The organism is Actinokineospora guangxiensis (assembly GCF_042657845.1).
GTDB classification, from domain to species: Bacteria; Actinomycetota; Actinomycetes; order Mycobacteriales; family Pseudonocardiaceae; genus Actinokineospora; species Actinokineospora guangxiensis.
Genome location: NZ_JBHSKF010000014.1, coordinates 145,090 through 169,953 on the forward strand (window position 1 = coordinate 145,090; position 24,864 = coordinate 169,953).

A 24,864-nucleotide genomic window follows, 5' to 3' on the forward strand; every position below is an offset into this window, starting at 1 on the left:
CGGATCCCATCCCGACGCCGCCCGGAGCCCCGCGGGCGGCGTCGTCGCGTCCGGGCGCGGTACCCGGACGGGCACTTCCACGGAGGGGGTCGGCGGATCAGCCCGTCCGCGCTCTCGAATCGCTGCTGAGCGGTGGAAACGTCGTGGACGACCGCCGCCGGACCGGACAGGAGCGCTGGCGATGAACGAGAGCACGACGAGCGTGGTGGACATGCTGCGCGCGCACTGCGCGGCGGCGGCGGACCGCACCCTGGTTGTCGAAGCGGGGCCGGGGGGCACCGCGGTCGCGACGCTCACCGGCGCGTCGTGGGACCTCGCCGCCCGCCGCGTCGCCGCGCGGCTGCGGTCGGCGAGCCGCGTCCTCCTCCTGCCGGGCAACGATGTGCGCTTCTGCACCGCGCTCGCGGGCTCGCTCTACGCCGGGGCCTGCGCCATACCCGTGCAACCCCCCACCGCGCACCGCGACTCGTTCGTGGACATCGCGCTCGACGCCGACGTCGACGCGGTCGTGGCGGACGCGGCGACGACGCTCCGCGCCCGCGCACTGTGGGAGGCGCGCGGCGCGCCGGGGGTCGAGTGGGTGGTGATCGAGGAGACCGAAGCCGACGAACCGGTCGCCCACCCGCGCCAGGTCGACCCGGAGAGCCCGGCGCTGCTGCTGTACTCCTCGGGGACGACGGGAACACCCAAAGGGACCGTCGTGCCTCACCGGTTGCTCCGCACCTGGGTGGACGTGCTCGCCGACCGTGCCGGTCTGCCCGAAGGCGGGTCCGTCGTGTCGTGGGCGCCGGTGCACCACGTGCTCGGCCTCAACTTCGTCCTCTTGGCCGCGCACCGCCGCGGTCAGCTGACGCTGCTGGTGCCCGAAGACGTGCTGGCCGAACCCCGGGAGTGGCTCGCCGCGGTCGCCTCGGCACCAGCGCCCGTCCTCTCCGGCGCGCCGCCGATCGGATACCGCCGCTGCGTGGAAGCACTTCCTGGGATGGACACCTCCGGGATCGACCTCTCCGGCTGGTCGGTGGCGATCATCGGCTCGGAGCGCATCGACCCGGCGCTCATCGATGAGTTCGCGGACGGCTTCGCCGGGTCCGGCTTCCGCCGCTCGGCGTTCTTCCCCGCCTACGGGACAACGGACGTGATGATGGGCACCGGCGGGCTGCGCCCCGACGGCCCGCGCGCGGTGCGCGTGGACACGGCGAAGCTGGAGAAGCGCGAGGTCCAGACGGTCCCGGACGGCGGTGCGGGGCGAGCCATCGACCTGCTCGCCTGCGGAACCCCCGGCAAGGGGACCCGGCTGCTGCTGGTCGACCCCGAGACCGCCGAGCCCGTGGCCCGTGGCGCGGTCGGCGAGATCTGGCTGTCCGGCGCCAGCGTCGCGCCCGGCTACTGGCGCAGGCCCGCCGACACCGAGCGGGTGTTCGGTGCGCGGCTGGCCGACGGCTCGGGGCCCTACCTGCGCACCGGCGACCTCGGGTTCGACCTCGACGGCGAGCTGGTCGTCTGCGGGCGCCTGAGCGAGCTGCTGGTTGTGCGGGGCCGGAACCTGTCGCCGCACGACGTCGAGCGCTCCGTGCGCGCCGTCCGCCCTTCCCACCGCGCGGCCGCCTTCACAGTGGTGCGGCAAGACCGCGACCTGCTCGTCGTCCTCGCTGGTGCCGGACCGCACGACGACGCCGCCGCCGTGGCCGCCACCGCACGCCGCGCGGTCGTCGCCGAGCACGACATCGACCCCGACACCGTGCTGGCCGTCCCCGACGAGGCGATCCCGCTCACGCACAACGGAAAGGTCCGCCGCGCCGCCTGCCGTGCCGCGTTCCTGGCCGGGCACCTCGACGGGACCGACGCCGAGCCCGAGGTCGGCGGCGGAGCACCCGACCCGGTCGCGCTGCTCGTCGCCGACGTTCTCGGCGAGCAGCTGCCCTCCGACGCCGAGGACACACCGCTGGTGCGGCTGGGCTTGGACTCGATGCGGCTGATCTCGCTTCGCTCGGCGTTGGCGCGGGTGCTCGGACTGCGCGTGCCGATGCCCGAGCTGGCGGGTACCACGGTGAACGCCCTGCGGGGGAGCCTCACCGCCTCGCCCGCCGCGGCGCAGCCCGCGGCGCCCGAGTCCGCACCCGGCAACGACGACGTCGCCCGGCACGAGCCGTTCCCGCTCACCGAATTGCAGCACGCCTACTTCGTCGGTCGTTCCGGCGGTTACGCGCTGAGCGGTGTGGGGACGCAGTTCTACGGCGAGTTCGATGCCCCGGACCTCGACCCCGAGCGCCTGGCGAACGCCTGGCGGACCGTGGTCGCGCGCCACGGAGCGCTGCGCTCGGTGATCCGCTCCGACGGCACGCAGCAGGTCCTGCACGATCCAGGTCCCGTCGAACTACCGGTGGTCGACCTGCGCGACAAGCCACCCGGGGCCGAGTCGGCCATTCGCGAGGAGATGTCGCGGCGAACCTTCGCCGACGACGAGTGGCCGCCCTTCGACATCCGCGTCCTGCTCCTGCCCGACGGGACCCAACGGGTCTGCGTCGCCCTCGACCTGCTCGTCATGGACCTGTGGAGCCTGCACATCATCTCCGCCGAGTGGGAGTCGGCCTACCGCGGCGCCCCGCTGCCCCCACAGCCCCGGTTCTCCTTCCGCGAGTACGTCCTCGCCGCCGACCCGGACCCCGACGAGGTCGAGCGCGCGCGCCGCTACTGGCACGACCGGCTCGCCGACCTGCCCCCAGGACCGACGCTGCCGCTGGCCACCGCCCCGTCGGCGCTGACCGGGCCGCCGCGGTTCACCCGGCGCAGCGCCCGGGTGCGCGCGCCGGAGTGGGCCAGGGTGGTCGACCGCGCCCGGGCCGAGGGCCTGACCCCCGCCGCGGTGCTCATCGCCTGCCACGCCGCCGTGCTCGCCGCGTGGGGCGCGCGACGGCGGTTCACCCTCAGCCTGCCGACGTTCGGCCGCAAGCCCGTGCACCCCGACGTCGACCGCGTGGTCGGCGACTTCACGTCGGTGACCCTGCTCGAAGTGGAGGTCGACGCGGAGGACAGCCTGGTGGCGCTGGCCGGACGCGTGCAGCGCAGGCTCATGGCCGATCTCGACCACACCGCCTACGGCGGCGTCGCCGTGCTCCGGGACCTCGCCCGGCTCCGCGGCGACGGCGGTGAGGTGTTCGCCCCGGTCGTGTTCGCCAGCGCTTCCGGGCACGCCGCCCGCGGTGCGCGGACGCCGCTGCGCTGGCTCGGCGAGCAGGCGCACGGGGTGTCCCAGACCCCCCAGGTCCTTCTGGACCACCAGGTGTTCGAGGACGCCGACGGGCTCGAGTACAACTGGGACTGCGTGGAGGAGGCGTTCCGCCCTGGCGTCCTCGACGCCATGTTCGCCGCGCACACGGCACTGCTGCGCGCGCTCGCGGAGCCGGATGGCGCCGCGTGGTCGGCCGCGCTGCCGGACCCGCGGCCAGTCGAGCAGGTGCGGATGGTCGAGCGGGCCAACGCGACGGCGGCGCAGCGGCCGGGCGGCCTGCTGGCCGACCGCTTCCTCGCCCAAGCCGACCGCGACCCGACGGCCCGCGCGATCGTGGCCGACGACGCGGTCCTCGACTACGGCACCCTGCGTGACCGCTGCCGGGCGCTGGCTGCCCGCTTGGCCGCCGCGGGCGCCGGACCGGGGTCGGTCGTCGCGGTCCGGTTGCCCAAGAGCGCGGCCCAGGTCGTGGCCGCCATCGCGATCACCATGACCGGCGCCGCCTACCTGCCCCTCGACCCCGGCCTGCCCGTCGCGCGGCGTGATCTGCTTCTGCGCCGCGCCCGCTGCGCGCTGGCCGTGGGACCCGACGACGACTTGCCCGCACCGGTGCGGGCCGTCCCGGTGGACCTCGACGCGTGCGCGGCGGACATCCCACCGTGCCCGGCACACCCCGACGACCCGGCCTACGTGATCTTCACCTCCGGGTCGACGGGAGAGCCCAAGGGGGTGGTGGTCTCCCACGCCGCGGCGGTCAACACCTGCGTCGACGTGTGCGAGCGATTCGGGGTCGGGCCGGGCGACGCGGTCCTCGGCCTGTCGTCGCTGAGCTTCGACCTGTCGGTGTGGGACGTCTTCGGCGTCCTCGGCGCGGGGGCGGCCCTCGTGCTCCCCCGCGAGGACGACCGGCGCGACCCGGCGCGCTGGTGGGAGCTGGTGCGCGAGCACCGGGTGACGGTGTGGAACTCGGTGCCCGCGCTGGCCGAGATGTTCGCCGACTACCCGGGGGGACCGATCGGACCCCGCCTGCGGCTGGCGCTGCTCTCCGGGGACTGGATCCCCCTCGACCTGCCGGGCAAGCTCGCCCGGGTCGCCACCGAGGTGCGGGTGGTGTCGATGGGCGGCGCGACCGAGGCGGCGATCTGGTCGATCGCCCACGAGGTCGCCGAAGTGGACCCCGGGTGGGACTCGGTCCCGTACGGGACCGCGATGCGCAACCAGACTGTCCACGTCCTCGATGACCGGATGCGGGAGTGCCCGGTGCACGTGACCGGTGAGCTGTACATCGGCGGCGCCGGGGTGGCGCACGGATACCTGGGTGACACCGGGCGGACAGCGGAGCGGTTCGTGGTGCACCCGCGGTGGGGGACGAGGCTGTACCGGACCGGTGACCTGGGGCGGTGGCGGCCGGAGGGGTTCATCGAGTTCCTGGGCCGTGAGGACGGTCAGGTCAAGGTCGGCGGGTACCGGATCGAGCTGGGCGAGGTCGAGAGCGCCCTGGCGGCCTGTCCCGGGGTGGAGTCGGCCGTTGCCGCCGCCACCGGGGACCGCCACGCCAGGCGCCTCGTCGCCGCCGTGGTGCGCACCGCCTCCACCCCACCCGGACTACCGGGCGATGCCGAGCTCCTGTCCGGAGTGGACAAGGCCGGGTTCCTCCTCGCCAGGCACGGCCGCCGCACCGACCTCGGTGGTGCGGGCACGGCGCTGGCCACCAGCTCCGGCACCCCGTCGCGCTCCAGCAGGCGCGAGTTCGCCGACCGTCCGGTGCCGGTCGCCGACCTCGCCGCCGCGCTGGAGGTGCTGCGCGCCCACGAAGGCCCCGGACTGCCCAAGTTCGCCTACGGGTCGGCGGGCAGCGCCTATGCCGTCCAGACCTACCTGCACGTGCGAGCCGGTGCCATAGCCGGTCTGGCGGGGGGCGTGTATTACCACGACCCGGACACCCACACCCTGCTCCCGGTTGCCGAGGCGGACGACCTGCGCCCCGGTGCGGGTCTCGGCGTCCCGGCGGTGACCGCGTCCGCCGCGGCGTTCACCGCGTTCCTGGTCGCCGACCACGCCGCGATCCGCCCGCTCTACGGTTCCCGTGCCCGCGACTTCTGCCTCATCGAGGCCGGCCTGATGACCCAGCTCCTCGAAGACGCCGCACCACGCCACGGCATCGGCCTGTGCCAGTCCGGCGTCCACGACCCCCGGGGAGCGCTGCGCGCGGCCTTGGGACTCGGTGACGACCACGAGATCGTGCACGCCGTGGTCGGCGGCGCACTGCTGCCGGACGGGGTGTCGAGCCGAGCGCCGGAAACCGACGAGCGCTTCACCGCGCAGGTCAGGGCCGCACTGTCCCGCGCGCTCCCCGCCTACATGGTCCCGTCCACCGTGGAGGTCGTCCCCGCGCTGCCGCTGACCCCGACCGGGAAGGTGGACCGCGCCGCGGTCGCCTCCCGCTCCGCCGCCGCCGTTCCCGCCCCCCACCACGAGCCCGCCGAGGGCCCGGTCGAAGAGGTGCTCGCCGCCGCGCTGGCCGCCGAGCTCGGCAGGCCCGCGCCCGCCACGGCCCGATTCCTCGACCTCGGCGCGGACTCCGCCGTGCTCGTGCGGTTCTACCGCGCCGCCAAGGCGGGCATCGGCGTCGAGTTCCCCCTCGTGGCGGTCTTCGAGCACGGCACCGTGCGCGACCTGGCCCACTACCTCTCCGCACGCCTGACCACGGCCCTGTCCGCGGCGCCGGACGCCGAACTGGCTCGGGAGAACCGCAGAGCCGCCGCCCGGCGAGCGGCTCGCGGGGGAGTTCGCGCACCAGCCGCCACCCCGGAAGGAGTGATCCGACCATGACGGACATCCAGCACCCGGAGCAGGCCGTCGCCGTCGTCGGCTTGGCGACCCGCGTCCCCGGCGCCGCCGACACCGCGGCGTTCTGGGACAACCTGCGCTCGGGGGTGGAGTCGGTGACCGCGCTGGACGACGAGGCGCTGCTGGCCCGCGGCGCCGACCCGTCCTGGTTGAGCGATCCCCGCTTCGTGCGCACGGTCGTCGAACTGGCCGACGTGGACCGCTTCGACGCCGGGTTCTTCGGCATGAGCCCTGGCGACGCCGCCATCCTCGACCCGCAGCACCGGCTGTTCCTGGAGTGCTGCTGGCGGGCGCTGGAGGACGCCGCCTGCGTGCCCGGAGACGGCGACGCGTCCATCGGCGTCTACGCCTCCGCGTCCCTGTCCGGCTACCTGATCGGCAACCTGCTGCGCGGGCGGGTGTACGACGCCTCGCCGGACAGCTTCCGGTACCTGCTCGCCAACGACAAGGACTACCTCGCCACCCGCGTCGCCTACACCCTCGGGTTGGACGGACCCGCGATCTCCGTGCAGACGGCGTGCTCGTCGTCGCTGGCAGCCGTGCACCTCGCCGTCCAAGCGCTGATCGGCCACGAATGCGACGTCGCGCTGGCTGGAGGGGTGACGGTGCGCGTGCCGCACGGCGGCGGCTACCTCTACCAAGAGGGTTCGATCTTCTCCTCCGACGGCCACTGCAGGCCCTTCGACGCCCGCGCCACCGGCACCACGATCGGCAGCGGCGCGGGCGTGGTGGTGCTCAAGCGGTTGGCCGACGCCCTGGCCGACGGCGACCGCGTCGACGCGGTGGTCCTCGGCAGCGCACTGGCCAACGACGGCTCCGCCAAAGCGGGGTACACCGCACCCGGCGTGCTCGGCCAGGCGCGCACGATCGCCGCCGCTCTCGCGGTCGCCGACGTGACCCCGGACGACATCCACCTCGTCGAGGCGCACGGCACCGGCACCCCGCTCGGCGACCCCATCGAGATCGCCGCGCTGCGCCGCGTCTTCGGCTCCGGCGCCGGGCGCTCCGCACCGTGCCTGGTCGGGTCGGTGAAGTCGAACTTCGGCCACCTCGACTCCGCGGCGGGCATCACCTCGTTCGCCAAAGCCGTGCTCGAACTGCGCGCGGGCGAGATCGCCCCGAGCCTGAACTTCACCGAACCCAACCCCGAGATCGACTTCGGCGACGTCTTCACCGTCCCCACCGAGGCCGTCGCGTGGCCCGCGGGTGGTCCGCGGCGAGCCGGGGTCAGCTCCTTCGGCTTCGGCGGCACCAACGCCCACGTCGTCCTCCAGCAGGGACCCGCTCCCGCGCCGACCGGTCCCGACCGGGACGTGCGCGTGCTCGTCCTCTCCGCGCGGGACGCCACCGCCCTCGACGCCGCCACCGAGGAGCTCGCCACCGCCGTCGCCGTCCCGACCGCGCCCGGGCTCGACGACACCGCACGCACTCTGCAAACCGGACGCACATCCTTCCCGCACCGCAGGATCGCCGTCGTCGGCGACGCCGCCGACGCCGCGCACGTGCTCACCGGGGGCGACCCGGCTCGCCTGCTGTCCCGCCGCGCCCCCGACGCCGCGCCGCCTGCGTGCTGGCTGCTGCCCGGCCAAGGTTCCCAGCACCCGGGGATGGGAGCGGGCCTGTACCGCACCGAACCGGTGTTCCGCGACGTGGTCGACGTCTGCGCCGACGCGGTGCGCGGCGAACTCGGCGAGACCGACCTGCGCGCGCTCATCGCCGAGCACGCCGATGCCGGCGTCTTGACCGAGACCCGGCACGCCCAGCCCGCCCTCTTCACCGTCGAGGTCGCGCTCGCCGCGCTGCTGCGCTCTTGGGGGGTGGCTCCAGCCGCTCTGCTCGGCCACAGCGTGGGCGAGTTGGCCGCCGCCCACCTGGCGGGCGTCATCCCGCTGGCCGACGCCGCTCGGATCGCCGCTGTGCGCGGCAGGCTCATGCACGCCTGTGCGCCCGGGGCGATGGCGGCGGTCGGGCTCCCCGCCGACGCGCTCACCGATCGCCTCACGCCGGACCTCGCCGTCGCCGCGGTCAACGGCCCCGAGCTGAGTGTGGTCAGCGGCCCGGTGGACGCGGTCGACGCACTGGCCGCCGAGCTGCGGGCCGACGGCGTCTCCACCCGCCCGCTGCGCACCTCGCACGCGTTCCACTCGCCGATGATGGCCCCGGCGGCGGAGCGGCTCGCGGACGCCTTCGCCGGTGTTCGCCTCAGCGCGCCGCACACACCGGTCCTGTCGAACCTCACCGGGACGTGGCTCACCGACGACGAGGCCGCCGACCCGCGGTACTGGGCCCGCCAGGTGCTGGCGCCGGTTCGCTTCGCCGACGCCGTGGCCCGGGTCGTCGAGCGGTTCCCCGGCGCGGCCTGGATCGAGGCCGGGCCCGGCACCGCGCTCACCGCACTGGTCCGCACGCACCCGGCAGCGCGCGGCGCGGCGCTCGTGCCGGTGCTGGGTCCCGCGGACGACCCGATCGATGCCACCCGCGCCGCGGCCACCGCGGCGGGGAGGATCTGGCTCGCCGGAATCGATCTCGACTGGTCCGCTGTGGACGGCCACGCCGCCCGCCGCAGAGTCCCCGTCCCCGGCCACCGCCTGCGTCGGGACCGCCACTGGATCGACGCCGACCCGGCGACCGCCGCGGTCCCCGCGCACGACGTGCCCGCCGAGCACGCCCCGGCCACGCCGACCCCGGACGGCGACCGGCCTGAACTGGAGGTCGCCTACCGCGAGCCGTCCGGCGGCTTGGAGCGCGCTGTCGCGTCCATCTGGTCGGACCTGCTGGGAATCGGGGTCATCGGAGCCGACGACCCCTTCCTCGAACTGGGAGGGCACTCGCTGCTGGCGATCAAGGTGGTCCAGCGGATCGAGGCCGACCTCGGCGCGGCCATCCCGCTGCGCGAACTCGTGCACGCGGGCACCGTCGCCGAGGTCGCCGCCCTCGCCGCCGAACTCGGCGCTCGGGTCGCGGGCGAAACGGGCGCCGCGCCGGTCCAGCCCGCCACCGCGGTGTCCGATCCCGCGGTGGCGGCGCCCGGCGAGGTGCTGCGGGCCCACGACCCCTTTCCGCTCACGGGCATCCAGCAGGCCCAGTGGATCGGCAGGCAGGGCGACTTCGCGCTGGGCAACGTCGCCGCGCATGTCTACTTCGAGGTCGGTGCTCGGGATGTGGACCTTGACCGCCTGCGCACCGCGTGGCGCGCCGTCGAGCGCAGGCACCCCATGCTGGACGCGGTGATCACCCGCGACGGCGAGCAGCGCATCACGCAGGACGCGGGGCCCTACGAGATCACCGTGGTCGACCTGCGCGCCCACCCGGAAGCCGATCGCGAGGCGGAGCTGGCTTCCCAGCGTGGCCGGCTCTCCCACGAGATGCGCGACATCCACACGTGGCCGCTGTACGAGATCGTCGTCGCGCTGCTTCCCGACGACGAAGCCCGGGTCTTCCTGTCTTTCGACCTGCTCATCGCCGACATCGGATCGATCCGGCTGCTCTTGCGCGACTGGGGGCGCGCCTACACCGGGGGCCCGGAGGTGCTGCGACCGCTCGGGATCAGCTACCGCGACTACGTGCTCGCCGTCGACGCGCAGCGCCACTCCCCTCAGCACGACACCTCACTCGCCTACTGGCGGGAGCGGGTGGGCCAGCTCCCCGGCCCGCCCGGCCTGCCGCTGGCCGCGCGGCCCGCCGACATCCGCGCGCCGCGCTTCGGCACCCACAGCGAGCTGCTGCCCCAGGACGTGTGGGCGCGTCTGGTCGAGCAGGGGACCCGGCGCGGCCTCACCCCGTCGTCGGTTCTGCTCGCCGCCTACGGCACCGCCCTGGGCCGCTGGACCCGGGAACGCCGGTTCACCGTCAACGTGACCGTCACCAACCGCCACCCCGTGCACCCCGACGTGGAGGACTTGGTCGGCGAGTTCGCCTCCTTCGACCTGCTGCCCGTCGACCTCGGCTGCGGGAGCTTCACCGAACTGGCCCGCGCACTGCGCGACCAGAGCTGGGCCGACTTGGAGCACCGCCACGTCGACGGGGTGGAGGTGCTGCGCGAGCTGGCCCGCGGCGGCGTGCAGGGCGGGATGCCCGTGGTGTTCACCTCCACCCTCGTCCAGCAGGCCGAAGGACCGGGTGAAGCGCTGCTGGGTTGGCTGGGCGACATCGTCCACGAGGCCGCGCAGACACCGCAGGTGTGGCTCGACGGGGCGGTCATCCAGGTCGCAGGCGGGGTGTACCTCAGCTGGTTGGGCATCGACGAGCTGTTCCCGGAGGGTCTCCTCGACGCGATGCTGCGCCGCTTCGTGGGCCTGGTGCACCGGCTCGCCGACGGGGACGGGTGGGACGAGCCGCCGGTCCTGCCCCTGCCGCAGGCCGACCGGGCTCTGGTCGACGCGGCCAACGACACCTCGGGACCGGTGCCGGACGGCCTGTTGGGTGACCGGGTGTGGCGCCAGATCCGCGAGCACCCGGACCGGGTCGCCGTGGTCGCCGAGGACGCGCCGAGCGGCCTGAGCTTCGCAGACCTCGGGGCGCACGCCGCCGACCTGGGCCACCGGCTGCGCGAGCTGGGCGTCGGGCCGGGGCAGTACGTCGCCGTGGCGTGCCCCAAGGGCGCGGCGCAGATCGCGGCCGTGCTCGGCGCGCACGCAGGCGGCGGCGCCTACCTGCCGCTCGACCCGGACCTACCGCCCGAGCGGCTGGCCCACCTGCTCGACCGCGCCGACTGCCGGGTCGCGATCACCACCGCCGCGGCGGGGACACGCTGGCCCGACGGCGTGCGTGTGGTCGAAGTCGACTTGGCGAACACCCCACCGCGCCAAGAACCCCCGCACTCCCTCCTGCGCGCGGACGACCCGGCGTACGTGATCTTCACCTCGGGGTCGACCGGCGAGCCCAAGGGGGTCGTCGTCTCGCACACGGCGGCGCTGAACACCTGCGTCGACGTCTGCGAGCGCTACGGCGTGGGGCCCGATGACGCCGTCCTCGGACTGTCGTCGCTGAGCTTCGACCTGTCGGTGTGGGACGTCTTCGGTGCGCTGGGAGCGGGGGCCGCGCTGGTCCTCCCCGGGCCTGGGGACAACCGCGCGCCGCAGCGCTGGCTGGAACTGGTGCGCGAGCACCGGGTCACAGTGTGGAACACGGTGCCCGCCCTGGCCGCCATGTTCACCGAGCACGTGCTGGGCGCGCCCGACGCCGGTCCCGTGCCGATCCGGGTGGCGATGATGTCCGGCGACTGGATCCCCGTCGAACTGCCCGAGCGGTGGCGCGCCGCGGCGCCGGGGGTGCGGGTGGTGTCGATGGGCGGCGCGACCGAGGCCGCCATCTGGTCGGTCGCGCACGAGGTGGGCGACGTCGACCCGGGCTGGGATTCGATCCCTTACGGAACCGCGATGCGCAACCAGACCCTGCACGTCCTGGACGACGCCATGGACGAATGCGCCGTGCACGTGACGGGTGAGCTGTACATCGGCGGTGTCGGGGTGGCCGAGGGCTACCTGGGTGACACCGGGCGGACAGCGGAGCGGTTCGTGGTGCACCCGCGGTGGGGGACGAGGCTGTACCGGACCGGTGACCTGGGGCGGTGGCGGCCGGAGGGGTTCATCGAGTTCCTGGGCCGTGAGGACGGTCAGGTCAAGGTCGGCGGATACCGGATCGAGCTCGGCGAGGTCGAGGCCGCGATGGTCCGGCATCCCGGCGTGGCGGCCGCGGTCGCCGCGGCGCCCGGCGACCGCCACCACCGCAGGCTCCTCGGCTACGTGGTCGCCGAACCCGGCTGGGGCGGCGACGAGGACCTGATCGGATCCGTGGCCGACCAACTGCGCGAGCACCTGCCCGCCTACCTGCTCCCGCAGGCACTGGTCGTCATCGACGCCCTTCCGCTCACGGCCAACGGCAAGGTGGACCGCGCGGCGCTGCCCGACCCGGCGGCGTCCCCCGCCGGGGCAGGCGGCGCGACTGCCGACCCCGCCGTGGCCGAGGCGCTCGCCCGCATCGTCGGGGAGGTCCTCGGTGTTGACGCCGTCGACCTCGACCTGGGCTTCCTGACCGTCGGCGGCGACTCGATCCGCGCCGTGCAGGTCGCCGCCCGCGCCACCGCCGAGGGGCTCGCGCTCAGCCTGCAGGACCTGTTCGAGCAGCCGAGCCTGCGCGCCGCGGCGGGGGTCGCGGGACGCCGCGCCGAGAGCGCGGAGGAGTCCGCGGCGGGCTTCCCGCTGACCGCGCACCAGCGCGGTGCCGACCGGGCGCGGTGGGTGTGCGTGCCGCTGGAGGGCGCCGTCACCGCCGACGCCGTCACCGCCGCGGCCACGGCGCTGCTCGCGGGCACACCGGCCCTGCGATTGCGCCGCCGCGGCGAGGATCAGGTGATCGCCGAGCCCACCCCTGCCTACGTCCCCGTCATCGACCTGTCCGCGCTGCCGGTCGCCGCGCGTGACCGCGCGCTCGCGGCGATGTTGGCCGAGATGGCTGACGAGCTCGACCCCGGGGCGGCCGTCGCCCAAGCCGTCCTCTTCGAACTGGGCGACGCACAAGCCGTGTACTGGCTGGCGCACGAGTTCGCCGCCGACGCCGCGTCATTGCCACTTCTGGCCCAGCGCACCGCCGCGCTGCTCGCGGGCGGCCCGCCGCCGCTGCCGTCCACCGCGGCGGTGGACTGGCTGCGCGCGGCCGCCGATCGCGCCCCGGCCCCGCCCGCCCCGCCCGCGCCGCCCGGGGAACCCGTCGTCGCCGCGCTCGGCGTCGAGGAGACCTCCCGACTGGCCGCGCTGGCCGCCTCAGCCCATCGGGCCGGGATGGCGGAGATCTGCCTCGCGGCGCTCAGCGTGGTCCTCGAACACCCCGCCGCGTGCCAGATCCGCGTCGAGGCGCGGTCCGCGCTGCCGGGCGTCGAGGCGGTAGACCACATCGGACCGTTCACGCTCGCGGGTTCGCTCACCGTTCCCGCCCACAGCGTGGCGGGGCCAGAGGCGTTGCACCACGCCAAGTCCGCTTTGCGGTCCCTCGTCAATGAGGCGGACGGGCCCAATGAGGTCTCACTGGGCTTCCACTTCGCGGGCGTGGCCCCCTTGCCGATCGAGCGCACCGGCCCCACCCTGACCACGGCGGTGGTGGACGGGGCGCTCAGCATCGCGTGGAACGGCCCGCACGACGGGCGCGACGCCGCGCGACTGACCGAGGCGACACTCGTGGCACTGCGGTCCATCGCCGAGCACTGCGCCACCGCGGGGTGGGCCACCGCCGACGCCGCGGACTTCCCGTTAGCCGGCCTGAGCGACGGCGAACTCGCGGAGGTCATGGCCAACCTGTCCGACGGTGCCGCGTGAAGCCCCCGCTGACGCGCCTGCTGTGCCTGCCGCCCGCGGGCGCCGCGGCGCGGGCTTTCCTGAGGTGGGACCTGCCCGACTGGGTCGAGATCGTCCCGGTCGAGTTGCCCGGCCGCGGCTCGCGCTTCGCCGAGCCGCCGCGCGCGGTCCTGCACGAGCTGCTGGACGCGGTGCGCCCCGCCTTCCGCGCCGCGGCCGCTGACGGGCCGTACGCGGTGTTCGGGCACAGCCTCGGCGCGTTGGTCGGCTACGAACTCGCCGTGGACATGCAGGACGAGGGAATCCCGCCGCTGTGCCTGCTGCCCGCGGGTGCGGGGGCACCCCACCTGCCCGCGCGCAGCCGGACCGGATCGATGGACGATGCCACCCTGCGCGCGCACCTGGCCCGCCTCGGCGGCACGCCGCCGGAAGTGCTCGCCAGCGACGAGATGATGCGGCTGCTGCTCCCGGTGCTGCGGGCCGATCTGCGCGTCGCGGAGTCCTACGAACCCCGCACGGGAACGCCGCTGTCCTGCCCGATCACCGTCTTCGCCGGAGCCGACGACCTGGAGGCGCCCGTCGAGGACGCGACCGCGTGGGCGCGCTACGCGCCCGCGGGCTTCGCCGCGCACGTGCTGCCCGGCGGGCACTTCTTCCCCGACACCGACCGCGAGACCCTCCTGAGCCGGGTCGCCGCCGCGCTCGTCTCCGCCCACGCGACCACGTCCCGCAGGGACCCGGTTGAAAGGACCGCGCGCCCATGACCACCCCGCGCACCCCGGACGTCGAGGACGTCCTGGAGCTCACCCCGGTCCAGCACGGCCTCCTGGTGCACTGCCTGCGCGCCCCGAACGCCGGGTTCTACCTCGAGCAGATGACCTTCACGCTGCGCGGCGCCCTCGACGCCGGGGTCGTGCGCCGGGCGTGGGAGGTGATCGTGGCCCGGCACCCGGGCCTGCGCACGTCGTTCTCCTGGGAGGACATCAACCGGCCCGTGCAGGTCGTGCACAGGTCCGCGGCGCTGCCGCTGGACGAGATCGACTTGCGCCACCTCGACCCGTGCGCCCAGGAAGACGCCCTCGCCGCCCACCTGCTCGACGAGCGCAGGCGCGGGTTCGACCTGGAATCCGCGCCGCTGCTGAGGCTCACCGTGTTCCGCACCCGTGACCGCGAGTACCGGTTGGCGTGGCGGTTCTCCCACCTGGTGATGGACGGCTGGTCCTTCGGGCTGATCATGGGTGACTTCGTCGAGCTGTACAAGGCGCTGCACCACGGGCACGAGCCCGTGCTCGGCCCCGCCCGGTCCCCCCGGGGTTACGTGCGCTGGTGGCGCGAGCAGGACCCGGAGCGACTGCGCGGGTTCTGGACAGACCACCTCGCCGGGTACGAGTCCCCGCCTCCACTGGACACCGGCGAGGACCCCGACGCGGGCGGGGACACGGTGCGCCACGGCTACGTGGAGTCGATCCTCGGTCCGCTCGCGCCGCGCGTCGAGGAGGTGGGCCGCGCGCGCGGCCTCACCCTGAACACCCTGGTGCAAGGCGCTTGGACACTCGTCCTGGCACGGTCGTACCGCGCGGACGACATCGTCGTCGGAGCGACCATGTCCCACCGGCCCGCGGAGGTCGACGGCTGCGAGTCCGTCGTCGGACCGCTCATCGTCACCCTGCCGGTGCGCGCCCGGCTCGACCCCGCGATGCCCGCCGCGGTGTGGCTGGCGGACCTGCAGGGCCGCATCCTGGCGGCCCGCGAGCACGCGGGCGCGACGCTGCCCGACATCCGCGGCTGGAGCGGGGTGCGCTCACCCGACGTGCTCTTCGAGACCATCGTCTCCTACGAGAACGTGCCGATCCCCGACATCTCCTTCGCCGAAGAAGGGCTTGAGCTGGCGGGCTACCAGGTGGACGGCAGACCGCAGTACCCGATGAGCCTGATCGCGCTGCCCGGTCGCGACCTGCCGCTGCGCGTGATCTTCGACCGGACGCGGTTCGGCGAGCCCGGCGCGCGGCGGATGCTCGATCGGCTCGTCACCGCGCTGCGGGCCCTCGTGGACAACCCGGACGCACCACTGGGCGAGATCGACGTCATCGGCGTGGACGAGCGCGCCCGGGTGCTCGAACTGGCGGGCCCGGTCCGCGAGGTCGCCGCCGGGTCGTCCTCGATCACCGCGGCGGTCCGGGCCATCGCGGAGGCGGACCCGGACCGCGTCGCCGTGGCCGGGCCCGGCGGAGAGCTGACCTACGGGGCGCTCGTCGACCTCGCGGGCAGGGTCGGGGCGGCGCTGCGCGCGGTCGACGTGCGACCCGGGGACCGCGTCCTGGTCGCGGCTCGGCGCGGGGTGCGCCTGCCCGCGGCCGCGCTGGGCGTGCTCTGGGCGGGCGCGGCCTACGTGCCCCTCGACCCCGACCACCCGGCCGCCCGCCACCGAGCTGTGGCCGAGGCCGCCGGAGCGGTCGCCGTGGTCGCTGAGGACGGCATCGGCGGCGACGTCGGCCTCCCCGCGGTCGACCTCACCGCCGTCCTGCCCGACCCCGCGCCCCCGGCTCCCGATGACCCCGAGGCGGTCGCGTACGTCCTGCACACCTCCGGCTCCACCGGTGCGCCCAAGGGCGTGGCCGTGACGCACCGCAACGTGCTGAGACTCGTCGCCTGTGCCGAAGAGCGGTTGGACCTCTCGGGTGCCGACGTGTGGTCGCAGTTCTTCTCACCCGCCTTCGACGGTGCCGCGTGGGAGACCTGGGGTGCGCTGATCACGGGATCGCGCCTCGTCGTCGTGCCCGCCGACACCGCTCGTGACCCCGAGGAACTGCGCGCGCTGCTGGCCCGGGAACAGGTCTCCGTCTGCACCCTGTCGCCCTCCGCGCTCGCCCAGCTGCCCGTCGAGGGCCCGCGCCTCGCCCTGCGCACCGTGGTCCTCGGCGGCGAGAAGGTGGAACCCGCCGCGCTGGCCCCGTGGCTCACCGCCGAGGTCGATGTCGCCGTCGTCAACGCCTACGGACCCACCGAGGCCACCGTGTGGGTGTGCAGCCACCGGCTCGACCTGGCCGAGACGGTCGCGGCACGGCCGCGGTCGCGCATCGGTGTCCCCCTGCCGGACACAGCGGTCGTGCTCACCGACCTGTCGGGCCTGCCCGCCCCGCTGGGCGCGCCCGGCGAGATGTGGCTGTGCGGGCCTGGCGTGGCACTCGGCTACACCGAGGGCGACCCCGAGCGGCGCTTCGGGACCGCGCCGCTGCCCGAACTGGCCCACCTGCGCGCTTACCGCAGCGGCGACCTGGCCCGGTGGACCCAGGACGGGGAACTGGAGTTCCTCGGCCGCGCCGACGACCAGGTGAAGGTGCGCGGCCACCGCGTCGAGCTGGGCGAGGTGGAGCACCACCTGGCCGCGGTCCCCGGGGTGCGCGCCGCCGTCGCGGCGGTCCGCGATCCGGGGACCGGCGGGGTGCTGGCGGCCTACGTGGTGCCCGAGGCGGGCGCCGACCGCGGCGCGCTTCCCGCCGCGGTGCGGGCGCACTGCGCGGCGGCACTGCCGGACTACCTGGTGCCGGGCACCGTGATCACCCTGGACCGCCTGCCCCTGCGGGGCAACGGAAAGGTCGACCGGGCTGCCCTGCCCGCACCCGGCGGTCCGGCCGGGTCCGCGATGGCGCCGCGCACCCCGACCGAGGCGCACTTGGCGGCACTCCTCAGCGAGCTGCTCGCGGTCCCCGAGATCGGCGTCGAGGACGACCTGCAGGATCTCGGCCTGCACTCGTTGATCGCCACCCGGGTGGTCAGCGCGGTGCGGTCGCGGTGGCGCGTGTCGCTGCCGCTGCGCACCCTCTTCGAATCGCCGACCGTCGCCTCCCTCGCCGCCCTCGTCGACGGCGGCGGGGTCCCCGCGACGGGGCCCGACCGCCCCGGAGCGCCCGACCTGGCCCGAGAAGCCCGACTGGCGCCCACGCTGATCGCCGCTCGCGGACGCCGCTGGCCCGAGGACCCGGCCTCGGTCCTCGTCACCGGTGCCACCGGCTTCCCCGGCGCGCGGCTGGTGGCCGAGACGCTCCGCCGAACCGACGCCCACGTGCACTGCCTGGTGCGAGCCCAGGACGACGACCAGGCTCTGCGAAGGCTGGAAGAGCACCTTCGCGGCCTCGGTTGGTGGGAGGACGGCTTCGCAGGCAGGGTGCACGGCCTCGCGGGCGACCTCGCCCGGCCTGCCCTGGGACTCGGCGAGGAACGCTTCGCCGCGATCTCCGAGGTGGACGAGATCTACCACTTCGGCGCGCAGGTCAACTTCCTGCACCCCTATCGGAGGCTGCGCGCCAGCAACGTGGCAGGCACCGCAGAGGTCATCAGGCTCGCCATGACGGGCCGCGCCTCGGTGCTGCACCACGTCTCCGGGGTGGGCGTCTTCCCGGCCCGTGCCGCCGCCGAGGGCCTCTACCGGGGAGTGGAGGTCGACCTCGACCCGGCGGCGCCGATGCTGCCCAACGGCTACACCGAGACCAAGTGGGTCGCCGAGCGGCTGGCCGCCCAGGCCCGGGATCGGGGCCTGCCCGTCGTGGTGCACCGGCTCGGCAGGGTCAGCGGCGACAGCCGCACGGGTGCGTGGAAGGCAGGCCACGACGCGCTCGCCGAGCTGCTGCGCGCCTCCGTCGCGCTGGAAGCCCTCCCTGCCTTCGACGGCGTGCTCGACATGGTCCCGGTGGACTACGTCGGCACGGCCATGGCGGCGATCGCGCGCAGGCCCGACGCCCACGGCCGGGTCTTCCACCTGGTGAACCCGAGCCCGCTCGTCTTGGACGACCTGATCGCGGGCTTCGCGCTCGCGGGCAGGTCCACCGAGACACTGCCGATGACCCGCTGGTACGCCCGGCTGCTGGAGATGGCCGCCGACGACCGCCGCACCGACTGGTCCGTGGCGACGGCGCTGATGAGCGAGTGGACCCAGCACGCGAGCCACCGCATGCGCGACCCGCGCTTCGAGTCCGGCCGGACCAGGGAGTTCCTCGGCGACGACGTGCGCTGCCCCCTCGTCGACGCCGAAGTCCTCGCCCGCTACCTCGACCACCTGCGCCGCATCGGCTTCCTCGTGGAGCCGCGGCAGACCGCGACCGAGGAAGGAGCACAGGCATGGCCAACCACCCCCGTGGCCGGGTCCTGATCGCGGGAGGCGGCGTCGGCGGTCTGGCCGCCGCGCTGGCCGCGCACCGGGCAGGCGCCCAGGTCGCCGTCTTCGAACGCGCCACCGACCCGACCCGCTCGGCGGGCACCGCCTTCAACCTGTGGGGCAACGCCGTCACCGCGCTGGAGCGGCTGGGGCTGCGCGAGCAGGTCCTCGCCGCGGGAGACCGGATCGATCGCATGCGGCTGACCGACCACCGCGGCAGGCCGATCGGTGAGACGCCGATCGGCGACATCGGCGCGACCCTGGGCACCGCGTCGGTCAACATCCGGCGCTCGGACCTCATCCGGTTGCTGGTGGCGGCGTGCCAGGAAGCCGGGATTCCCGTGCGTCTCGGCGCGGCCCTCACGCACCACGAAGAGCCTCCGGGCGGCGGCGTCGTGGTCGGGCTGTCCGACCGCTCGGTCGAGCGCGGTGATGTGCTCGTCGGAGCGGACGGCGCCCGATCGGCGGTGCGCCGCGCCCTGCTCGACGACGGTGACCCGGTCGAGAGCAGCCACCCCATCCGCGGCATCGGGCGCGCGGTGGCGGGAGTGGAGCCCAACACCGTGCGCATGGCGTGGGGGCCGCGCGGCGGCGGTGCGGGCTGCTGGCCCCTCGATGACCAGGCCGTGTCCTGGACGGTGGGCACGACCACCGCTCTGCGCGACCGGCTCGCGGGCGGAACCCCGATCAAGCAGGCGGTCCTGGAGTTCCTGGAAGACTTCCCCGAGCAGTTCGCCGCCTTGGTGCGCTCGACCCCGGACGACGCCATCGTCACCAGCCCCGTGCTGGTGCACCCGGAGGCCGGTCGCCGGGGCGCGGGCCCGGTCACCCTGCTCGGTGACGCCGCGCACGCCATGCCCACGGTCTTCGCCCAGGGCGCCTGCCAGGCGCTGGAGGACGCGGTCGTCCTCGGCGAGGAGCTCGCCGCGGCCGCCGACCCCGTCTCCGCGCTGCGGGCCTACGAGCGGCGCCGCGAGGGCCGGGTCGCCTGGCTGCGCAAACGGGTGTTCACCATGGACCGCCTGCAGAAGGTGGAGAACCGACTGCTGTGCAAGGTCCGCGACACCTTCACCCGCAAGGCCCCGCAGGACAAGTCCGTCCAGGCGTGGCGGGCCATGATGACCTTCGACCTCACCCCGGCCGGGTGACGCGGTGTCGACCGGCGCCGCGGTGGACCTGGCCGATCCCGACCTCTACGCCCACGGCGACCCCGACGCCGTGTGGGCCGAACTCCGCGAGAGCGACCCGGTGCACCGCACCACACGGGCCGACGGGTCGTCCTTCTGGTCGGTGACCCGGTACGCCGACGCTCTCGCCGTCTACCGGGACACCGCCCTCTTCACCTCCGAGCGCGGCATGGTGCTCGGGGTCTCCGCCGATCCGGCGGCGGGCCGGATGCTGGTGGTCACCGACCCGCCGCGCCACACCGCGCTGCGCGCCGTGCTCGCAGGCGCCTTCACCCCACGGGTCCTGCGCGAGCTGGAGGGCCGGGTCCGGGAGCTCGTCGGCGACCTGCTCGTCCGGGCCGTGGCCGAGGGCGAGGTGGAGTTCGTCGACGCGGTCGCGGCCCGGCTCCCCGTGGCCGTCGTGTGCGAGCTGCTCGGCCTGCCCGCCGCCGACCACGACTGGATGTACCACCTCACCAGCACCGCGTTCGGCGGCGGCGACCCCGGGCTCGACGCGGGCGCGGTGAGCGCCGCCGACCGCGCCGACGCCTACGGCGAGATCTTCGACTACTACGCCCGGTTGGCCCGCGAACGGCGCTCACGCCCAGGCGACGACCTCGTCAGCGTCTTGGTGCACGGCGAGGTGCACGGTTCACCTCTGGACGTGGAGGAGGTCCTGCTCAACTGCACGAACCTCATCATCGGCGGCAACGAGACCACTCGGCACGCCGCGTCCGGCGGCGTGCTCGCCCTCTCCGCCAATCCCGACCAGTGGCGCGCACTGCGCGAACGACCCGACCTGCTCCCCCCGGCAGTGGAGGAAGTCCTGCGGTGGACCACCCCGGGCATGCATGTGCTGCGCACCGCTACCGCGAACACCGCGATCGCGGGCACGCCGGTCGCGGCGGGGGACCGGGTCGTGGTCTGGAACGCCGCGGCCAACCGCGACCCGAGGGCCTTTCCCGAGCCCGAGCGCTTCCTGGTCGATCGGACCCCCAACCGCCACATCGCCCTCGGTCACGGTCCCCACTTCTGCCTCGGTGCGAACCTGGCCAGGATGGAACTGCGCGCCCTGTTCGGCGACCTGGTCCGCCGGGTCGACCGGGTCGAGGTGACCGGGCCCGTCCACCGGGTCCCGTCGCCGGTCCTGCGCGGCCTGCGCAGCCTCCCCGTCGCGCTGCGGCCCGCGGGGGTGGCGGCGTGACGACACCGCTCGGAGACAGCGCTCCCGATGAGTTCGCCACGGCGGTGTCCGCGTTCGCCCGCACCAGAGTCGCGCCACGCTCCACCGCGATGGACCGGGCCGCGGCCTATGACCCGGCGTTGCTGGACGAGCTGCGCGAGGCCGGGTTGCTCGGCATCGAGGTGCCCGAGCGCTACGGCGGCCTTGGCGGAGGGCTGCGCCACGTGCTCGCCGCGATCGAGGAACTGGCCGTGGTCGACCCAGCCGTGGCGGTGCTGGTCGACGTCCAGAACGCCTTGGTCGCCGCCGCGCTGCTGCGGCACGGCTCGGGTGATCAGCAGCGGCGCTGGCTGCCCCGCTTGGCCGGGGGCGCCGTGGCGGCCTTCGCGCTGTCCGAAGACGGTGCGGGCAGCGACGCCTTCGCCATGACCACGACGGCCTCGCCCACGCCCGGTGGTCACCGCATCGATGGCGCCAAGGCCTGGATCACCAACGCCGCGGAAGCGTCGTTGTTCCTGGTGTGCGCCCGTGCGGAGAGCGGCCTCACCCTCTTCCTGGTCCCGGCCGACGCCCCCGGGCTGCGCGTGGGGGAGCGGGTCGACACCACCGGTGTGCGTGCCAGTTCGACCTGCCCGGTGGTGCTGGAGGCGGTGCGGGTCCCCGAGCACGACGTGCTGGGCGGCCTGGGACGGGGGGCGGAGGTCGTCGTGTCCGTCCTCGACATCGGCAAGCTCGGCATCGCCGCCCAGCAAGTGGGCTTGGCCCGCGGGGCCCTCGACCTGGCCGTGCGGCACGCCCAGGACCGCAAGCAGTTCGGCAGGCCGGTCGGCGCCTTCCAGGGGGTGCGCTTCGCGCTGGCGCGGGCCGCGGTCGAGATCGATGCCGCCCGCGCGTTGCTGAGCGCCGCCACCGCGGCCGTCGAGTCAGGCGCGGACGCCGCCACCCGCATGCGCTCCTGCGCGGGCGCGAAGCTGTTCGCCGCCGAAGTGGCCGAGCGCACGGCCACGCTGGCCGTCGACGTGCACGGCGGGCTCGGCTGCACCGCTGACTCCGCCGTGGCCCGGCTGCACCGCGACGCCAAGGTCGGCTCGATCTACGAGGGCACCACGAACATCCAGCTGCGCACCGTCGCGGCGACACTGCTGGCCGTCCCGGAGGCGGGCGGCCGAGACGAGGAAGGACTGGTCGGGACATGACTTCACTGGCGACCCGAGCGATCGTGAACCTGCTGTACAAGTCGCCGTTCAACCCCAAGTCCAGCGACGGGCCGGACGACGCGGTGCGCGACCTCGTCGAGGGCCCGCGGGCCCTGGGCCCGGGCCGGGCGCTCGACCTCGGGTGCGGCCACGGCAGGCACGCGCTCTACCTCGCCCGCCACGGGTGGGACGTCACCGGCGTCGACCTGGTCCGCGACGCGGTCGACACCGCGAGGGACCGGGTCGCCGCCGCGGGCGCCACGGCACGACTGGTGCAGGGCGACGTGACCGAGCTGGACGACCTGGCCGTCCCCGGCGGACAAGACCTGATCATCGACGCGGGCTGCTTCCACGGCCTGCCCGCCCGCATGCGTGACCGCTACGTCCCCGGGGTCACCTCGCGTGCCAAGCCCGGAGCGCTGCTGCTGATGCTGGCGCTCGCCCAGCACCCGGTGCTCAAGGGCGTGCGCGAGGACGAGATCCGCGCCCGGTTCCAAGGCTGGGAGGTGGTGTCGGCGCAAAGCCTGGCCGGGCGCGAGATGCTGCGCTACGGAACAGGGTCGAAGCTGCTCCGCACGGCCTTCGAGAAGGGGTGGTTCGACCCCTGGCGCTACCTGCTCCGGCGCAAGCAGGGCGCGTGAGCGGCAACGGTGAACCCGCGGTGGTGGTCGGCGCCGGGGGTGAAGGGCTCGCGCTGGCCGCGCACCTGTCCGCGGCCGGGCACCCGGTGTCGCTGTGCACCCGCCACCCCGACCGCATCGCCGCCATCCGGGACACCCGGCGCATCCGGGCCCGCGGAGCGATCGACGGCGAGTTCGCGCTGTCCGCGGTCACTGCGGACGCCCACGAGACCGTGACAGGCGCACGGCTGGTGTTCATCGCCACGGTGACCACGGCCTACGCCGAGGTGGCGGCCCGGTTGGCCCCCACGCTCACACCCGAGCACATCGTGGTGCTCTTCTCCTCCAAGCTGTGCGGCAGCGCCGCCTTCACCGCGGCGCTGGCCGCCGCGGCGGGCACTGGCTTGCCGGACGTCGTCGAGACCGACGCGCTGTTCGCCGCCCGCCCGGACGGCGACCACGGAGTGCGGGTTCTGGGGCGCAAGCGGTGGACGTTGTTCTCCGGGCTCAGCCAGAGCGCCACCGCCCGCCACGCCGAGCTCATGCGGCGGCTCTTCCCCGGCGTCGAACCGGCTCGCCACATGGTGGAACGCGGCCTGGTCGACTTCGGAGCAGTGGCCCACGCGCCGATCGCGCTGGCGAACCTGGCAGGCATCGACCGCGGTGAGCGGGTCCTCTTCTACCGGGAAGGGTTGAGCGAGCGGACGGTGGTGCTGCTGGAACAGGTGGGGCGGGAGTTCGCCGACGTCGCCTCCGCCTACGGGGCGCGGGTGCCTGCCCCCGCGCGGCTGCTCGAGCTCTACTACGGCTGCGAGGACTCCACGGACGTGCTGCGGGCGATGAGCGGAGTCGTTCCCTACCAGGACATCCGCTCTCCCGCTTCGCTGGACCACCGCTTCCTGCACGAGGATGTCTCGTGCACGCTGGTGCCGCTGATCGGGCTAGCTGAGCGCGCGGGCGTGCCCGTGCCGATGGTCGAGGCGGTGGTGACCTTCGCATCCGTGCTGGCGGGAAAGGACTACCGCCGCGAGGGTCGCACGCTCGACCGGCTGGGCTGGGCGAACCTCACCGCGGCCGAGATCATGGACCGCCTCCAGCGGTGAGCGGCGTCCGCCACCCCGCCGAGCGGTGCCTGCGCAGCACCGTCTCGGCGATGTGGCGGGCGTCGCGCTCCATCCCCATGAGCAGTGACGAGGCGAAGGAGTGCAGGAACGGGAGTCCGAGGACGTACAGGCCAGGCTCTCCGCGGACCACCCCGCGGTGGTGGTCGGGGTCGCCGGAGTCGTTCAGCACGGGCAGCTCGATCCAGGAGAAGTCGCGGACGTACCCGGTGGACCAGACGATGGCGGCGGGCTGGACCAGCCTGCCGCCCGCGACCGGCATCCCCTTGTCGACGGTGTCGACCCTCGGCAGTCTGCGGACACCCGCGCGGGTGAGGTCGTCCTCGGTGAGCCGGACCAGCGGCGTCCCCTTCCCGGAGTTGCCGCGCGCCAACGACCGGCCCCACCGGGTGTCGGAGGTGACGTAGCGGTTCAGCAGGCGGTAGGGGAGTCCGGCCAGCTTGACCGGCAGGGTTCCCACCTCGCGCCCGGCCAGCCACACCTCGCGGGTCCGGGCCAGCTCGACGGCGATCTCGGCGCCGGAGTTCCCCGCGCCGACGACCAGAACCGGACCGTCGGGCAACTGGTTGGGGTTGCGGTACTCGGCCGCGTGCACCTGCGCGACCGCCGGATCGATGCTGCCTGCCAGGTCGGGGATTCGCGGGGTGCCGGTTGGACCGGTGGCCACCACCACCTGCTCCGCCCACAGGTCGCGGTCACCGGTCACCGCCCGGTAGCGGGCCGGTCCGCCGCGCTCGGCGGTGAGGCGCTCGACCGGGGCGCCGCACTCGACCGGCAGATCGAATCGCTGCGCGTAGGACAGCAAGTAGTCGGCGACGTGGTCTTTGCCGGGCAAAGCGTCCCGATCGCCCGGGAAAGCCATACCGGGGAGGTCGTTGTGCTTGGCGGCCGTGAACAGCCGCAACGAGTCCCAACGCCGCCGCCACACCCACCCGATCCGGGGTCCTGCGTCGACGATGCGCAGGCTCAGCTCCGTCCGCGCCAGGAACTGCCCGACGGACAGGCCCGCTTGCCCCGCGCCGATGACCAGGACATCAGTTCGCTGCGTCATGACCGCC

General features: G+C 74.6%; 10 protein-coding genes. 9 read left to right on the forward strand and 1 reads right to left on the reverse strand.

Features of this window, described 5'->3' with window-relative positions:
* Positions 1–181: 181 nt before the first annotated feature.
* Genes ACFPM7_RS23815 through ACFPM7_RS23855 form a run of 9 tightly spaced genes read left to right on the forward strand, consistent with a single transcriptional unit; the run spans position 182 to position 23,788 of the window.
* Positions 182–6,061, forward strand: coding sequence for an amino acid adenylation domain-containing protein (locus ACFPM7_RS23815; protein WP_378249963.1), 5,880 nt, complete (start codon positions 182–184; stop codon positions 6,059–6,061).
* Positions 6,058–13,389 (forward strand): hybrid non-ribosomal peptide synthetase/type I polyketide synthase, encoded by a 7,332-nt coding sequence (locus tag ACFPM7_RS23820; protein WP_378249964.1) that lies wholly within the window; start codon positions 6,058–6,060, stop codon positions 13,387–13,389. The genes ACFPM7_RS23815 and ACFPM7_RS23820 overlap by 4 nt, the downstream gene beginning before the upstream one ends.
* Complete coding sequence (locus tag ACFPM7_RS23825) at positions 13,386–14,132, forward strand: thioesterase II family protein (RefSeq protein WP_378249965.1); 747 nt, start codon at positions 13,386–13,388, stop codon at positions 14,130–14,132. The genes ACFPM7_RS23820 and ACFPM7_RS23825 overlap by 4 nt, the downstream gene beginning before the upstream one ends.
* Positions 14,129–18,514: an amino acid adenylation domain-containing protein gene (locus ACFPM7_RS23830; protein ID WP_378249966.1), complete on the forward strand. Its 4,386-nt coding sequence runs from the start codon at positions 14,129–14,131 to the stop codon at positions 18,512–18,514. Before ACFPM7_RS23825 ends, ACFPM7_RS23830 begins: the two co-directional genes overlap by 4 nt.
* Positions 18,484–19,668, forward strand: a complete 1,185-nt coding sequence (locus tag ACFPM7_RS23835; RefSeq protein WP_378249967.1) for an FAD-dependent oxidoreductase — start codon at positions 18,484–18,486, stop codon at positions 19,666–19,668. The genes ACFPM7_RS23830 and ACFPM7_RS23835 overlap by 31 nt, the downstream gene beginning before the upstream one ends.
* 4 nt (positions 19,669–19,672) lie before the next feature.
* Positions 19,673–20,890 carry a cytochrome P450 gene (locus tag ACFPM7_RS23840; RefSeq protein ID WP_378249968.1) on the forward strand — a complete coding sequence of 406 codons (1,218 nt, stop codon included), beginning with the start codon at positions 19,673–19,675 and terminating at the stop codon, positions 20,888–20,890.
* Positions 20,887–22,065: an acyl-CoA dehydrogenase family protein gene (locus tag ACFPM7_RS23845; protein WP_378249969.1), complete on the forward strand. Its 1,179-nt coding sequence runs from the start codon at positions 20,887–20,889 to the stop codon at positions 22,063–22,065. Before ACFPM7_RS23840 ends, ACFPM7_RS23845 begins: the two co-directional genes overlap by 4 nt.
* Complete coding sequence (locus ACFPM7_RS23850; RefSeq protein WP_378249970.1) at positions 22,062–22,706, forward strand: class I SAM-dependent methyltransferase; 645 nt, start codon at positions 22,062–22,064, stop codon at positions 22,704–22,706. The genes ACFPM7_RS23845 and ACFPM7_RS23850 overlap by 4 nt, the downstream gene beginning before the upstream one ends.
* Positions 22,703–23,788: an NAD/NADP-dependent octopine/nopaline dehydrogenase family protein gene (locus tag ACFPM7_RS23855; protein ID WP_378249971.1), complete on the forward strand. Its 1,086-nt coding sequence runs from the start codon at positions 22,703–22,705 to the stop codon at positions 23,786–23,788. The genes ACFPM7_RS23850 and ACFPM7_RS23855 overlap by 4 nt, the downstream gene beginning before the upstream one ends.
* On the opposite strand, the gene ACFPM7_RS23860 is transcribed toward ACFPM7_RS23855, so the two are convergent.
* On the reverse strand, positions 23,766–24,857 hold the full coding sequence (locus ACFPM7_RS23860; RefSeq protein ID WP_378249972.1) for a flavin-containing monooxygenase: 1,092 nt from the start codon (positions 24,855–24,857) through the stop codon (positions 23,766–23,768). The two genes, ACFPM7_RS23855 and ACFPM7_RS23860, sit on opposite strands and share 23 nt — an antisense overlap.
* Between the last annotated feature and the right edge of the window lie 7 nt (positions 24,858–24,864).